The organism is Aromatoleum sp., assembly GCF_035254505.1.
GTDB lineage: Bacteria > Pseudomonadota > Gammaproteobacteria > Burkholderiales > Rhodocyclaceae > Aromatoleum.
This window is the reverse complement of the sequence record NZ_DATFAO010000061.1, coordinates 18091-32508: the sequence shown is the minus strand read 5'-3', so window position 1 is coordinate 32508 and position 14418 is coordinate 18091. Positions and strand designations below refer to the sequence as shown.

Sequence of the window (14418 nt, the reverse complement as noted above, 5' to 3'; positions counted from 1 at the left end):
CCTATTTTTCCACCAAGCCTGACGGGATGGGTATCGGCCTGACGATCTGCCGCTCGATCGTCGAGTCGCACGGCGGACAGCTTTCGTTTTCAAGGATCGGCAAGGGCGGGTCGCGTTTTCAATTCACCTTGCCAATGTAGGGAGGTCCTCGTCGCCAAGAAGACCGAAGAGTCTCGGGCGGCGAAGGCCATACACAAAAGGAGGAGTCCATGCAGGTCGAAAAAGTTTCGCCCACCGTATTCGTCGTCGATGATGAAGAGTCGGTCCGTCATTCCTTGAAGTGGTTGCTCGATTCGATTGCCCTCGACGTGAAAATGTACGATTCGCCACAGGCGTTTCTCGACGGCGATGTTTCCTGTGACTACGGCTGCCTGATCCTCGATGTGCGGATGCAGGCGCTCAGCGGTCTGCAGCTTCAGGAGGTGCTGTGCGAGCGCGCCTTCAAACTGCCGATCATCTTTCTCTCGGCATACGGGGATGCCCAGATGGGGGCGCAGGCGATCAAAAAGGGCGCCATCGACTTTCTGCAGAAACCCTACCGGAATCAGGATCTGCTCGATGCCGTCAATGCGGCCCTGATCCAGAGCAAGGAAGCGATGGGCAAGCAAAGCGAGCGGCACAAGTACCGCAGCTGTCTCGAAAGCCTCTCGCTGAGGGAAAAGGAAATCTTCGATCTCGTTGTCGAGGGGAACAGCAGCAAGGAAATCGCCAGAATTCTCGGAATCAGCCCGAAGACCGTGGAGGCGCACCGGGGGCGGCTGATGAGCAAGCTGGGCGTCCGCTCGTCGGGCGAGCTGATCCAGCTGTCGATGCTCACGAATAGCCACTGCCTCGAGTGCAAATGGGCGTCACTACGCCCCAACTGAGGCTCGGCCCGCGAAGCCAGGCGAACATCGCTCATTGTCGTCTTCGTCGTCGGATTCGAAACCCAGGCGTTTGGTAGTGGATGCCAAGGGCCGTCCCAAGGCATGCATAGGGCGTAGCTCTGCCCGGTCGCATTGCTGCCTGGCGCAGCGCATGTCGGCGGGGCGTGCGTCGCTCGTGTAATCCGTGCATATCCTCTGCATACGACCTGTCAGGCCATGCGAAAGTCATTTTGAGCCGGAACCGGCCGCGGACGGGGCAGGTATATCTCCCTACTGATTAGGTGTGCGCACCAATTGTTGGTCAGCTGGGTGAAGCCTAAATTTGTGCCGTCGGGTGGGGAGGTTCATGTCGCGATCCTCATGATCGCGAGGGCCGGGTCGACCCGAACGGAGGAGACATAATCATGAATGGTTCCATGGGGTCATGGCGCGCCCGCTCTTTGGGCGCGTTGCTTTGCGTGATGCTGTGCGGATGCGGCGCATCGGCGAATACGTCGAATATTTTCGATGGCGGTCCGAATGGCGTGAAACGATCCGATGCGTTTCAGGCAGCGGCGGATAACGGGAAGACGACAGTCGTCGTCGGCGCAACGGGAGTTGTGCTGACATCAACCGACCGCGGAAACAACTGGTCGCGGCAGCAACTCGATCCCCTCAGTTCGTTTGTAGGTGTCGCGGCGTGTGCCGACGGAAGCTTTGCCGCACTCGATTTTTTTCACCGGGTATGGGTTGCCGACCCCACGGGCTACAACTGGGAGGCCCGTTCGATCGAGGAGCCGGTCAATCCGCTCGCTATCACCTGTGACGGCGAGAACCGTCTGTGGGTCGTGGGCGGGGGCAGCACGATCGCTTCAAGCAGCGACCGTGGCGCGAGCTGGAGCACGAAGATCGTCGGTGACGACGCGATGCTTGCCAGCGTCCAGTTCGTGGGCCCCCGCGAAGGATTCATCACTGGCGAATTCGGCGCGGTCTACCGCACGGACGACGGCGGTGCGACCTGGAAAGCCTTGCCGAAGATCGGCGAGGATTTCTATCCCTATGCCGCGGTCTTTGCGGACCGCGACCGCGGCTGGGTGTCGGGCCTCGCGGGAGTGGTGATGCAGACCACCGACGGCGGCAGGAGCTGGAGCAAACGGATCAATGAAGCGGGCGCGCCAATCTACGGGCTGGCACTTGACCGGGGCACGCCGCTGGGGGTGGGGATCAACGGGCTCGTGTTCCGGGCGAGTGGGGATCAGTGGACCCTCGTCGACGCCCGCAATGCTACCTATCTGCGCGCCGCGCTGCCCTTCGGCGATGGCCGGATCCTGGTCGCGGGCGGGGCAGGGGGCATGGAAGTGACGATGCCGGACGGCGACCGCACGGTCACCGCGAATAACTGAGCGAGGTCTCATCATGCGCCATCGCTTTACCCACGCAGTTCATCAACTCGAAAACGTCGCCTTCGAATTTCCGCGCATGATCCTCGCGGCGATCCTTCTCGTGACGGTGTTCTTCGCATTCAAGCTGCCCGGCATCCAGATATATTCGGCTTTCGAAGATCTGCTGCCGCAGAACCACCCTTACATCAAGCTGCATAACGAGATCCGCGGCAGCTTCGGCGGTGCGAGTCAGATCGTGGTCGCCCTCGAGGTCGACAAGGGCGACATCTTTACCGATGAAACCTTGTCACGGCTGCATCGGCTGACGCAGGGGGTCGACAGCCTTCCGGGCGTCAATCACAACCAGGTCGCAAGCCTCACACACCGCACGGTGCGCAAGATCTGGCTGACGGAAAGCGGAGAGATGATTTCCCGCTTGTACTACGATCCAACCCAGCCGAATCTGAGCGCGGAGGAACTCAATACGCTCAGGAAGGACGTCAAGGCGAACCCGCGGGTCTACGGCCTGCTGGTGTCGCCCGATCTCAAGTCCGCGATGATCAAGGCGCAGCTCAACGAGGCCGACGACATCGATTACGCAAAGGTCTTCTCGGAGCTGCAGACGGTGCGGGCGAACGAGGCCGCCGACGGGGTGCGGATCCACGCGGCGGGAAATCCCGTGCTGATCGGCTGGGTGTACACCTACCTGCCGCAGATCATCCAGATCTTCCTGTACACGCTCGGGCTGATGGTGGCCTTGCTGGTGATCTATTTCCGGCGTGTGTACGGCGTGCTCCTGCCTTTGCTGGGAATCACCCTGTCTTCCATCTGGGGGCTCGGCTTCATCTCGCTGATGGGCTGGAATCTCGACCCACTGAATCTCGTGATTCCATTCCTGATCGCGGCGCGCGCGATGTCGCACAGCATCCAGCTGGTCGAGCGCTATTACTTCGAGCTCGCCCAGACGCACGATTCACGGCAGGCCGCGCGCAACGCGTTCGACGATCTGTTCCGGCCCGGTTCGCTGGCGATCGTCGTGGATACCGTCGGCATTCTCGTGCTCGCCCTCGGTGCGGCGCCGATCAACACCAAGATGGGCTATTACGCAGGGTTCTGGGCCTTCTCGGTGGTGTTTACGGTGCTGCTGGTCGTGCCCCTGCTGCTGCTCGTCCTGCCGCAGCCGCGCGTGACGGCGGTTCGCGAGGGGGGGCTGCGGCACGTGGTCGTTGCGCTGTTCGGCGTCGTGGGTAGCCGTCGGGGATCGATCGCGGTGCTCGCCGGAGCGGCGGTCCTCGTCCTGACTGGCGCTTGGCTGAGCCTCGGGGTGCAGGTCGGCGAGGCCGAGCCGGGAAGCCCGCTGCTTTATCCGCAGCACGACTACAACGTGTCGTCGCGCGCCATCAACGAGCGCTTTCCGGGGTCGGAAGAGCTTTACATTGTTGCACGGACGGCTGACAAGGGCGGGCTGAAGAATCCCGAGGCGTTGCGTGCGATCGAGTCGTTCCAGAACACGATGTTGCAGGACGCGAACGTAGGCGGCACGAAGGCCTTGCCGGGGTTGATCCGTTCGGTGAACGGGCTGATCCACAACACGGATCCGCGTTGGAACCAGATCCCGTCCAACCCGAACGAAATCGGCGGGCTGATGTTCACCTTCATGGCCGCAAGTCCGATTCCCGGTGCCCTGAACGAATACACGAACACGGACGAGAATCTCGCCAACGTCGTGTTCTTCTACAAGGACCACCAGGCGCAGACGATCGAGCGCGCCATTGCTCTGGCGCGGGAAGGCGTCGCCGGTCTGGCGGACAAGGTGCCTGGCCTGAGCATCGAACTCGCAGGAGGTACTGTGGGCGTCAATGCGGCGATCAACGACGCTGTCCGGCACGACAACTTCCTTATCGTCCCGCTCGTGCTCGCGATCTCATTTGCCTTCGTCTGGGCCTTCTACGGATCACTCCACGCGGGCTGGCTGATGGTGCTGCCGATGCTCTTCGCCACGGTAATGACGTATGCGTACATGAGCGTCAAGCACATCGGGATGAATGTGAATACCGTCCCGGTGATCGCGGTCGGCATCGGCGTCGGCATCGACTATGCGATATACATCATGAATCGCATCCGCGAGGAGATGGCGGCGATGCAGGATCTCGCCAAGGCGGTGCTCAAGGCGATCGCGACCACGGGCTTCGCGGTTTCCTTCACCGCCGCGACGCTGATTGCCGGTGTCGTGATGTGGATCGTGCTATCGGATCTGCGCTTCCAGTCGGATGCCGCACTCCTGCTCAGCCTGATGCTGCTCTTCAACGTGGTGGCCGCCATGCTGCTCGTTCCGGCGTGGGTCATGATCTTCAAGCCGCGCTTCATCACCGCGGTCTTTCTCGACGAGGACCAGGTCATCCAGGTCCGCGAACACGAACCGGAACCGCCCTGCACTGCGGCGCAACCGGCGTAACGCGCGCAGCCCGGCGCAAGACTCCAACACAAATCGATTCGGGTCTACCAAGGGAGGAAATGCTGTATGAAGGCAGCAGGGGATTTTTCGCGCCCGAAACTGGGCGTTCTCGCCACCGCCTTGTCGCTCGCTGCAGGCGCACAGGCGCAGGCGGCGGACGAAAACCTTCCGGATCTGGGCAGCGGCGCTTCGCCCTGGGTCGCGGACGTGTACTACGAGAACCATACCGCGCGTCGCCACGATGCGGGACTCGCCAAGTTCCGCAACACGCTGCAGCTCGAAGCCGACAAGCAGATGGGCGACGGCTGGGCTTTCCGCGGCATCCTGCGAGGAAGCTGGGACGGTGTGTATCGCCTGAATCGGGACGAATACGGTCGCGGCGCCGGCGGACCGATCGAGCTCGAAAACACGGCCGCACCGCTGTTGCCGCCCGTGCCGACCAGCGCAGGAACGCCCCTCAATCGGCCCCTGGTTCCGCACGGGGGCGGAATCAACAATGCGATCGCCACCGCCATCGGCTTGCCGCCGACGAACGCCTTCGGCTTCGATCTGGCGGCGAATCCGAACGATGGCATGCGTGTGCTGGGCGATCGCTGGCACCGGACGGAAGGCGGCGTGGCCTTCGGCGTGCCCGTTCGCCCTTGTGACACGGACAAGCGAGGTTGTCGTGACTTCGGCGGCTACGGAGATCTGAAGCTGAGCGAACTGGAGGCGCCGGAGTTCAATGACCGGCTCGATTTCCTGCGCGAAATCTATGCGAAGAAAACATTCCCGTTGGCCGACGGAACCGAGCTCTTCGTGAAACTGGGACGGCAGCAGGTGGTGTGGGGGCGTACCGATCTGTTCCGCGTGCTGGATGTCATCAACCCTATCGACTATTCGCGCAACAACATCTACGACGAACTCCAGGACATTCGCATCCCGATGTGGATTGCCCAGGCCGAATATCGCATGGGCGCGAGCGACGTCATGCAGGACCGGAATGTCCAGGTTGTATGGAATTTCGACAAATTCCGGCCGAACAATCTCGGGCAGTGCGGATCGCCGAACGTAATCCTCGATGCCGGCTGCTTCTTCCGCGGCATGGCCAACCTGTGGGACAACGGCGGTACTGTCGCGAATTTCGCCGCCGTTCCACCCGGGACTGCCGGTGCATGGGCTGCGACGGACTTCGGCCCGCATCAGATCGGCATCCGCAAGGTGTATCTGCCCGAATGGTCGCTCTCGAACACGCAACTGGGCGTCAAATACGAGGGGATCACGAAGGAGGGGTTGGCGTTCTCCCTCAATGCACTGACCTACCGCTCGCAACTGCCCAGCCTGCACGCATTCAGCGCCGGCACGGTGAATCCATTCACCGGCGGCAGCGGCAATACGACGCCGCCCGCGGACGGTGTGCCCGTGAGCCGCCTGATCGCGTTCGACGTCCATTATCCACGCGTTAACCTCATTGGCGGATCCCTGGATTTCCAGATTCCCGATGCCAATGCCGCGATTCGCATGGAGGCCGCGCTGACGCATGGCGAGGAGTTCCAGAATACGGCCCGCCGCGAGCTGTTCTCGGAGAACCGGGTCCTGCGCACAGTCATCGGCGTCGATCGTCCGACCTTCATTCCCTTGATCAGCAAGACGCGAGCGACACTGATTTCGGCCCAGTTGTTCTGGCAGCACATATTCGATCACGAACGACATGATGGCCCGTTGGGCACGGTGGGCATACCCGACTGGGAAGACAATTTCATCGGCACGCTGCTGATCAAGGGATTCCTTGCGGGTGACCGGGTCAGTCCGCAACTGATGATGGCGCGCGATTTCCGGGCGAAGGCGTTCACGATCGCTCCGCAGATCGAATGGAGCGTGAGCGACGACTTCAAGGTCACGCTCGGGGCGAACTTCAAGTATGCGAACGGCGACAGCCACTACAAGTTCGACGACACCCGGTCGGCCAACCCGTATCCGCCCTTCACGACCTACACGGCGGCGGGCCAGCCCTTCGTGCCCGGCTCCGCGGGTCTCGAGGGCCTCGAGCCGCTGGGACGCTTCCGCGCCGGCCCGATTGGTGCAGCAGTTGCAGAAGACGACATCTACGTGACCATTCGCTACAAGTTCTGAACCTAGTAGAAGAGGAGACAGTGGAAATGACCAGATACTTTGCAGGGCGGAGCTTGATCGCGTTGGCCTTGGCCTGTGCGGCGGGGACTCTTCACGCGGCGACCGAGGCCGACATCGACAAGTCCTTCTTTCCGTACAAGAGCGCCGTACCGACGGCCGCTGGAGTCACGGCCGGAACTGTGATCAACAAGGGGAACTTCGCGAACTTCGAGGCGGTGCTCGACCCGGGATTGCAGCGTCACATCCAGGCAGGGGCTGTCGAGATCACCGTCGGAAAAACAACATCCTTCGATATCGACAAGAGCTACGTCGACGCGACCAGGGAGAACGCCGGCAAGGTGAAGCTCGGCGCGAAACCGGGTGAGCTGGTCGGCTATGTCGCAGGGCGCCCGTTTCCGGAAGAGCCCGATGCAAAGGATCCGCGCGCCGGTGAGAAACTCGCCTGGAACTTCCGCTATGGCATGAACTGGGGCGACGGCCTGGCAATTTCGCCGTTCTATTGGAAATACCGCAACATGGATAGCGGGAAGGTCGAGCGCAACATCCTGTTCAATTTCCATTTCATTAAGTACACGCATCGGCTGAATCAGGTGCCGACGCCGGAAATTTCGCCGAACCCGTCGAAGCTCTATCGCGCGACCTACGTGAACGTGCAGGAACCACAGGACGTCAAGAACACGCAGCTGCTGATCCAGCGCTACGAGGACGACCTGAAGCAGGATGATGCTTATCTCTATCTCGGTTTCCAGCGCCGCGTGCGCCGGTTGTCGACGGGACAGACCACCGACGCCTTTCTCGGTTCAGACATCATGATCGAGGACTTCGAAGGTTATAACGGCCGCATCTCGGACATGACCTGGAAGTACAAGGGGACGGTCAATTTACTAATGCCCTTTTATAACCATAATGACATGAAGCTTTCGGAGGAATACAAGGATCCGGACGGTTACAAATATGTAGCCTTCGGCGGCCAGGGCGGTTGTTTCCCGAACATTACATGGCAATTGCGCAAGGTCCATATCGTCGAATCGGCGCCGGTCGATCCCAACCACCCGGTGAGCAGACGCGTGCACTACATGGATGCGCAAACTTCCGCAATGTCGGAGACGCTCGTGTATGACCGGAAGGGGGACCTGTGGAAGATATTCATGCTCGGAATGACGCATCCCGATTCCCATCTGGCTCAGAACAAAGGCAGCGGGATCGTTCTATTTGATGCATTCAGCATGATCGACGTTCAGGCGAAGCACTGCACGACCGGACAGTTCAAGGGGCAGGCGGACGCCAAGATGGTTCCGGTTAACCTGTTTAACGTTCAGAACATGCGCGGCGGAAACTGAGCCGATAATTTTTCTCGGGCTCTCCTCCCGCGGAATTTTGCGCGCCTATGGGCGCGCTTTTTTTTTTGCCATCGAGATTTGTCGGGTCGGCGACGGCGCGGACGGATTGTCGAAACGACCGCTCGACGCGAACTTTCGCCCTGCGCCTGCAGGTTTGGGGGTTGCCCCTTAGTCATTAGGTGTGCGCACCAATTGTTGCCTCGCGGCCTGACGCGTCTAATTGAATCCACGTTGAACACGAAGCTAATGCTGCGGAGGCGTCATGTCAGATCAAAAGCCGAACAAGAAGCCGGAAAAGAAACCGGATATCACTTTCTTTCATCCGGACCTTCTCGAAGTCCCTGGAGACGGCAAGGCGCCGTACCTGAAGGGCTATCGTTGCAAGGGTTGTGGCCAACTGGATTTTCCCAAGCTTAGCCCGTGCCCCAGCTGCTGGGGTGAGGAGTTCGAGGTCGTGCCGCTCAGCCGGCGCGGAAAACTCTATAGCTTCTCCGACAATTTCATTGGCCAGGCGGGAATGAAAACACCCTATTCGTTCGGCTATATCGATTTGCCCGAGAACCTGCGGATTTTCGCGCAGCTGGAAGGTGAGCCTGGCAGTTTCCGCTGCGACGAAGAGGTCGAGCTGACGATCGGACCGGTGCGCGACAACCGCGATGGTGTCCCGCTGGTCAGCTACAAATTCCGCAAAGCCTAATCTTCGGTAGGTGAGAGACGATGAAATTGCAACGCAAAGTGTATATCGCTGGAGTCGGCGAGACAAAGTTCGGGCGGCATGAGGTCGATTTTGACGTCCTGGGCCGGGCCGCCGCATTCGAGGCGCTAAAGGCATCCAACATCGACCGTCCGACAATGGTGCAGAGCGCCTATGTCGGTAACGGTACCAACGGAATGGTGGTGGGGCAGACCGTGCTCAAGGATCTGGGCATGTGCGGCCATCTTCCGATTATGACCGTGGAAAGCGCGTGCTCGGCAGGCGGCATGGCCGTGCATCTGGCGGTGCGGGACGTGGCGATGGGACTCGCGGACGTGGCCATCGGTATCGGCTGCGAGAACCACACGCTGCACATGGCGCAAGGTACTGCCTTTGCCACAGCGATGTCGGACATCGAAACGGTGCACGGCGCGGTGATGACCGGCAAGTATGCGATGCGCGCGCAGCGCTACATGTACGAGACCGGTGCCACGGCCGAGGACCTGGCGATGATCACGGTGAAGAACCGCCGCCACGCGACGAACAACCCCTATGCGTGGTTCAAGGGCGAGATCTCGGTCGAGGAGGTGGTCAAGTCGCGTGTCGTCGCGTCGCCGCTGACGCTACAGCAATGCTGTGGCATCGCGGACGGCGCCGGCGCGGTCGTGGTGTGCTCGGAACAGATGGTGAAGAAGCTCGGCATCAAGAAGCCGATCCTGGTGGCCGGTTCGGTCGTGCGTTCGGGGCCGTACCACAACCGCCCGCGCGACATCACGGGCGACGACATCACGGAAGAGACCGCGCACCAGCTCTACGAGGAGTCGGGCATCGGTCCGGAGGATGTGAATATCGTCGAACTGCATGACGCCTTCACGATCGCCGAGCTGCTGTACTACGAGTGCCTCGGGCTGTGTCCGAAGGGCGAAGGGCTGAAGTTCCTGCGCGACGGCAACTCGACGCACGGCGGCAAGTGTGTCGTCAGTCCGCGCGGCGGAATGCTCTCGTACGGACATCCGATTGGCGCCTCGGGTGCGGCGCAGATCGCCGCGAGCGTCAAGCAGATGCGCAATCAATGTCCAGGCTACCAGGTCGATCCGGTGCCCCGCGTGGCCATGACGCATGTGACGGGCGGGGGCCTGTCGGGCACGGAGCACGCGGCCTGCACGATGCACATGTTGGTGAGCGACTGGTAAGCGAGGGGAAACGAGATGGAAACCAAAGGCAAGGAAAGGGTGGCGTTGATCGTCAATGCTGACGATCCCGTCGGCGAGGCGGTGGCCGCGCGCCTGGCGGACAGCGGCACGCAGATCGCGCTGACCGGCTCGGACGCTGGCCGGCTCGACCGAATCGCATCGCGGCTTGTGGACCGGGGCGTGCCTGTGATTGCAGTCATGACCCGCACAGCCGAGCCGGGGGAGATCCGTGAAAGTGTCGCACGAGTGATGGCGCGGTTCGGGCGGATCGACATCCTGGTGCAGAACGAGAGCGCACTTGCGGCCAAAGCGCTGGAGGAAATTTCGGACGCGGACGTCGGCGCGGCGCTCGAAGCCGGTGTCGCGGGCCCGTTCCACTACCTGCGCGAGATCGCGCCGGGGATGCGCAAGAGCGGCTTCGGGCGCATGGTCAATATCAGCGACATCAACTACCTGGGACTCGCGCAGACCGCCAACGTCGCGGCCGCGCGCTCGGGCCTGTTCGGACTGACGCGGGCGCTGGCGCTGGAGTCGGCGCGCGACGGCGTCACGGTGAATACCGTCGTGATGGGCGATGTCGATGGCGGGACTGTCACGGATGCCGAGCGGGAGACGCTCGTCGGGGGGATTCCGGTGAAGCGGCTCGGTACCCCCGCGGACGTTGCCAACGCGGTGGGGTTCCTGGCGGCCGATAGTTCGAAATACGTCACCGGGCAGACGCTGTTCGTCTGCGGCGGCAAGAGCGCCTATTTTTCGATGTCGATGTGATCAGGGAGGCGGCAATGGGAATTCAGAACAGGGTCGCGCTGATCACCGGGTCGGCGAGCGGCATGGGGAAGCAGACTGCGCTGCGCTTCGCGGAGCAGGGTGCAGCGGTCGTCATCAACGACATCGACGCGGAAAAAGTCGGCGCGACGGTCGACGAGTTCAGCCGGATGGGGCATCGCGTGCTGGGTGCCGTCGCCGACATCAGCAACAAGGCGGCGGTCGATGGCATGGTGCAGAAGGTGATCGATACGTTCGGTCGCATCGACATCCTCGTCAATAACGCTGGGATGGAGCGGGCAGGCGCGTTGCGTAAGCTCAGCGAGGCGGACTGGGACATCACGATCAACGTCAACCTGAAGGGCACGTTTCTGTGCACCCAGGCGGTGCACGGCCACATGGTCGAGAACGCCCACGGACGCATCGTCAATATCGCGTCCCGCGCCTGGCTCGGCGGTGCCGGTCAGTCGCCGTACTCCTCTGCCAAGGCCGGTGTCGTCGGCATGACACGGTCGCTCGCGATCGAGTTGGGCCGCTCCGGCATCACCGTCAATTGCGTGGCGCCCGGCCTCATCCATACCCCGATGTGGGACGAGTTGCCGGAGAAGAATCAGCAGTTCCTGCTGTCACGCCAGCCTACCGGCAAGCTTGGTGACCCCGACGATATTGCGAACACGCTGCTGTTCCTCGCGGACGACGAAACGGGATTCGTCACCGGACAGGTGCTGTACGTATGCGGCGGGCGGAGCCTGTTCGCAGGCTGAGGCAGGGACCTGGGCGGCTGGAGGAATGTGAGATGGCACAGAACTTTTCGCGATTCAGGGTGCTGGACATGACCGGCGAACTTGGGCCTTACGCGGCCAAGATGTTTGCCGGGCTGGGTGCCGACGTGATCCACCTCGAGCCGCCCGCGGGCGACCCGCTGCGCCGCGTTGGCCCCTTTTTCCATAATGAGCCCGGCGTGCAGGCGAGCCTGCCGTACCTCTACTACAACGCGGGCAAACGCGGCCTCGCACTCGATCTCGAGAAGGAGGCGGGCCGCGAGGTTTTCCGCTGGCTGTGCCGCGACGCCGACCTGCTCATCGAAAGCTGCCGCCCGGGTTTGCTGGACGGGCTCGGCCTGTCATGGGAGGTCCTGCGCAAGGACAACGCCCGCCTCGTGCAGACCTCGATCACCCCATTCGGACGCAGCGGTCCGATGGCCGCCTATCCCGGTTCGGACCTGACCTGTTCGGCGCTGAGCGGCTTCCTCTACCTCGCGGGGGTCGACGGCGACAAGCCGGTGCGTGCTCCTGACAACCAGGCGTACCGCATGGCCGAGGCGTACGCGGCGGTCGGCAGCGCGATTGCGCTCTTCAGCGCGCAGCGCACGGGGAAGGGGCAGGTGGTCGACGTGGCCTGCATCGAGGCCGAGGCGATGGCCCTCGAGAACGCTGCGCAGTTCTGGGATCTCGAGGGCAAGATCCGTCGCGGGCGCGGGCGCGAAGCCGGCAGCGCGACGCTGCACCCATGTGCCGATGGCTACATTGCACTGGTTGCGATCATGGGGCGCAACAAGGAAATGTGGATTCCCTTCGTGCGCTGGATGGAAGCCGAAGGCGTCGAGGAGTGGCAGGTCTTCGACGACGACCGGTGGATCGATTACGCATATCGCACTTCGGAGGCGGGTTACACGACCTTCTGCCGCGTCTTCGAGCGCTACACGCGAACCCGCAGCAAAGCCCAGCTGTACGAGATCGGACAGCGCTTCAACGTCGCGGTGACTCCGGTGAGCGACGGACAGGATCTCCTCGCGAACCCGCAGTTGATGCATAGGAATTTCTGGCAGACGCAGTTCAACGACACGCTGGGAGCGGACATCACTTATCCCGGTGCGCCATACGAATTCGGCGAACTCGAGTGGCAACTGGGCCGCAATGCGCCGCGCATCGGCGAGCACACGCGGGAAATACTGACCGAATCCGGCTATACGGGATTCGAGATCGACAAACTCGTGCGGGTGGGAGCGGTATATGCCGAACAGTGTTGAGCGTGCCCTGGAGGGCATCGTCGTATGCGATTTCTCGTGGGTCGGCGCGGGCCCGATCGCCACGAGCGTGCTGGCGCAGTGCGGCGCCGACGTCATCAAGATCGAGAGCGTGAAGCGGCCGGACACGCTGCGCCGCGGCGAGCCCTTCAAGGACGGCATCGGCACCGGCCTCGACCGCAGCGGCTACTTCGCGGCGCGCAACGCCAACAAGCGCGACATCGCGCTCGACATGAACAATCCGCAGGCGCGGGACATTGCCGTCCGGCTGATCGCGAAGAGCGACATCGTGATCAACAACTTCCGCGTCGGCCAGATGGAGAAGTGGAAGCTCGGCTGGGAGGAAGTGCAGAAGATCAATCCGCGGGCGATCTACGTCACGATGAGCCTGCAGGGCACCGAGGGGCCGCACAGCCGATTCATGGGCTATGGCGTGAACCTCAACGCGCTGTGTGGCCTGACGGCGCGTGCGGGTTTCCCCGGAAAAGCGCCGTTCGGCACCGGCACGAACTACACGGACCACGTCATGGTGCCGACGCACACCCTGTTCGGGATCATGGCGGCGTTGCTCGAACGCGAGGTCACCGGTCGCGGCCAGACAGTCAGCATCTCGCAGCTGGATTCGGCGATCTGCCTGACGCCGAGCGCGCCAATGGCTTTCGCTGCCAACGGCGAGACGCTCGGACCGCTCGGTTATGGCGATCCGGAAGGTGCTCCGCACGGCGTTTATACGACGCTCGGCTATCGCAAGTGGATCGCGATCGCGGTCTTCGATGACACGCAGTGGGCCGCAATGCGACGCGTGATGGGCAATCCTCCCTGGGCCGAGGACGACCGCTTCGCGACTGCCGAAATGCGTCGCCGGCACGTGGCCGAACTCGACGAGCGCATCGAGTGCTGGACGGCCACGCAGCACGGCGACTGGGTGATGGACGCGCTGCTGAAGGCGGGCGTGCCCGCGGGCGAAGTCCGGGACGCGCGCGAGGCAATCGAGGACGAGCAGCTACGCAGGCGCGGCTTCTGGGCCTATCTCGACCACCACGAGGTCGGCGTCTCGCTCTACAACCGCGCGCCGATCGTTTTCTCGCACACCCCGCTGGAAATGAAGACCGCGGCGCCGTCGATCGGGCAGCACACGCGCGAGGTGCTGGGCGGGATGCTCGGCTATTCGCACGACGAAATCGAGGATCTGGTCAGTCAGGAGGTGCTGGTGTGAGCACTGTCGGCCAGTGATGTGGGTGGCCGATGACGCGGAACGCGCCGGGGCCGCAATTCCAGCCAGGAGGAGGACGAATCATGCATGAGCAACAAGCGCAGCAAGCCGGGACCGCCAAATACGTGCCCGCCGGCTCTTCGGTGTACGAGTGCCCCGAGTGCGGCATGGCCATAGCCGTCGGCGAGTACCACCCCTATGCGGCCTGTCTGATGGTGGCCGGCTGCCACGACGGCGCGACGATCCGCGAGGCACTGATGGCCGTGTTCGAGGATGGCATGCGGGTGGCTGCAGAGAAATGCCGCAACAGCGGCAGCGCTTCGATCGCGGACAAGATCGAGTCATTGATGCGCTCGGACGCCGACTGAAGGCGTGGATCGGCAGGCCGGGCCC

The 14418-nt window shown here is 62.4% G+C and carries 13 protein-coding genes; all 13 read left to right on the top strand.

Translation table 11 applies throughout. The features are described from left to right. A partial coding sequence (locus tag VJ673_RS24605) for an ATP-binding protein (RefSeq protein ID WP_349254759.1) occupies positions 1-140 on the top strand: 140 nt, incomplete at its 5' end. Positions 141-209: 69 nt separating this feature from the next. Next, a complete protein-coding gene (locus VJ673_RS12200; RefSeq protein WP_324126369.1) occupies positions 210-866 on the top strand; it encodes a response regulator transcription factor in 657 nt (218 codons plus the stop codon). A 404-nt stretch (positions 867-1270) separates the two neighbouring features. Continuing rightward, positions 1271-2248 carry a WD40/YVTN/BNR-like repeat-containing protein gene (locus VJ673_RS12195; protein ID WP_324126368.1) on the top strand — a complete coding sequence of 326 codons (978 nt, stop codon included), beginning with the start codon at positions 1271-1273 and terminating at the stop codon, positions 2246-2248. 13 nt (positions 2249-2261) lie between these two features. Continuing rightward, positions 2262-4682 carry an efflux RND transporter permease subunit gene (locus VJ673_RS12190; protein WP_324126367.1) on the top strand — a complete coding sequence of 807 codons (2421 nt, stop codon included), beginning with the start codon at positions 2262-2264 and terminating at the stop codon, positions 4680-4682. Between the two features lie 66 nt (positions 4683-4748). Further along, the gene (locus VJ673_RS12185) at positions 4749-6794 is read left to right on the top strand and encodes a DUF1302 family protein (protein ID WP_324126366.1); all 2046 of its coding nucleotides are present in this window, start codon (positions 4749-4751) and stop codon (positions 6792-6794) included. A 53-nt stretch (positions 6795-6847) separates the two neighbouring features. Further along, positions 6848-8134 carry a DUF1329 domain-containing protein gene (locus VJ673_RS12180; protein WP_324126365.1) on the top strand — a complete coding sequence of 429 codons (1287 nt, stop codon included), beginning with the start codon at positions 6848-6850 and terminating at the stop codon, positions 8132-8134. A 262-nt stretch (positions 8135-8396) separates the two neighbouring features. Further along, entirely contained in the window at positions 8397-8831 is a 435-nt protein-coding gene (gene bbsA, locus VJ673_RS12175; RefSeq protein WP_324126364.1) for a benzoylsuccinyl-CoA thiolase subunit BbsA, read from the top strand. A 20-nt stretch (positions 8832-8851) separates the two neighbouring features. After that, positions 8852-10021, top strand: a complete 1170-nt coding sequence (bbsB, locus tag VJ673_RS12170; protein WP_324126363.1) for a benzoylsuccinyl-CoA thiolase subunit BbsB — start codon at positions 8852-8854, stop codon at positions 10019-10021. Positions 10022-10036: 15 nt separating this feature from the next. Then, the gene (locus VJ673_RS12165; protein WP_324126362.1) at positions 10037-10789 is read left to right on the top strand and encodes an SDR family NAD(P)-dependent oxidoreductase; all 753 of its coding nucleotides are present in this window, start codon (positions 10037-10039) and stop codon (positions 10787-10789) included. A gap of 14 nt (positions 10790-10803) precedes the next feature. After that, positions 10804-11550, top strand: coding sequence for an SDR family NAD(P)-dependent oxidoreductase (locus VJ673_RS12160; protein WP_324126361.1), 747 nt, complete (start codon positions 10804-10806; stop codon positions 11548-11550). A gap of 32 nt (positions 11551-11582) precedes the next feature. Beyond that, entirely contained in the window at positions 11583-12815 is a 1233-nt protein-coding gene (locus VJ673_RS12155) for a CaiB/BaiF CoA transferase family protein (RefSeq protein WP_324126360.1), read from the top strand. Continuing rightward, a complete protein-coding gene (locus VJ673_RS12150; RefSeq protein WP_324126359.1) occupies positions 12799-14028 on the top strand; it encodes a CaiB/BaiF CoA transferase family protein in 1230 nt (409 codons plus the stop codon). The genes VJ673_RS12155 and VJ673_RS12150 overlap by 17 nt, the downstream gene beginning before the upstream one ends. Before the next feature lie 80 nt (positions 14029-14108). After that, the gene (locus VJ673_RS12145; RefSeq protein WP_324126358.1) at positions 14109-14393 is read left to right on the top strand and encodes a hypothetical protein; all 285 of its coding nucleotides are present in this window, start codon (positions 14109-14111) and stop codon (positions 14391-14393) included. The last annotated feature ends 25 nt before the right edge of the window (positions 14394-14418 follow it).

Bases quoted from the DNA above. Each gene is read 5' to 3' on its own strand.
- VJ673_RS12200 (WP_324126369.1), top strand. From the start codon at position 210: ATGCAGGTCGAAAAAGTTTCGCCCACCGTATTCGTCGTCGATGATGAA.
- VJ673_RS12195 (WP_324126368.1), top strand. From the start codon at position 1,271: ATGAATGGTTCCATGGGGTCATGGCGCGCCCGCTCTTTGGGCGCGTTG.
- VJ673_RS12190 (WP_324126367.1), top strand. From the start codon at position 2,262: ATGCGCCATCGCTTTACCCACGCAGTTCATCAACTCGAAAACGTCGCC.
- VJ673_RS12185 (WP_324126366.1), top strand. From the start codon at position 4,749: ATGAAGGCAGCAGGGGATTTTTCGCGCCCGAAACTGGGCGTTCTCGCC.
- bbsA (WP_324126364.1), top strand. From the start codon at position 8,397: ATGTCAGATCAAAAGCCGAACAAGAAGCCGGAAAAGAAACCGGATATC.
- bbsB (WP_324126363.1), top strand. From the start codon at position 8,852: ATGAAATTGCAACGCAAAGTGTATATCGCTGGAGTCGGCGAGACAAAG.
- VJ673_RS12165 (WP_324126362.1), top strand. From the start codon at position 10,037: ATGGAAACCAAAGGCAAGGAAAGGGTGGCGTTGATCGTCAATGCTGAC.
- VJ673_RS12160 (WP_324126361.1), top strand. From the start codon at position 10,804: ATGGGAATTCAGAACAGGGTCGCGCTGATCACCGGGTCGGCGAGCGGC.
- VJ673_RS12155 (WP_324126360.1), top strand. From the start codon at position 11,583: ATGGCACAGAACTTTTCGCGATTCAGGGTGCTGGACATGACCGGCGAA.
- VJ673_RS12150 (WP_324126359.1), top strand. From the start codon at position 12,799: ATGCCGAACAGTGTTGAGCGTGCCCTGGAGGGCATCGTCGTATGCGAT.
- VJ673_RS12145 (WP_324126358.1), top strand. From the start codon at position 14,109: ATGCATGAGCAACAAGCGCAGCAAGCCGGGACCGCCAAATACGTGCCC.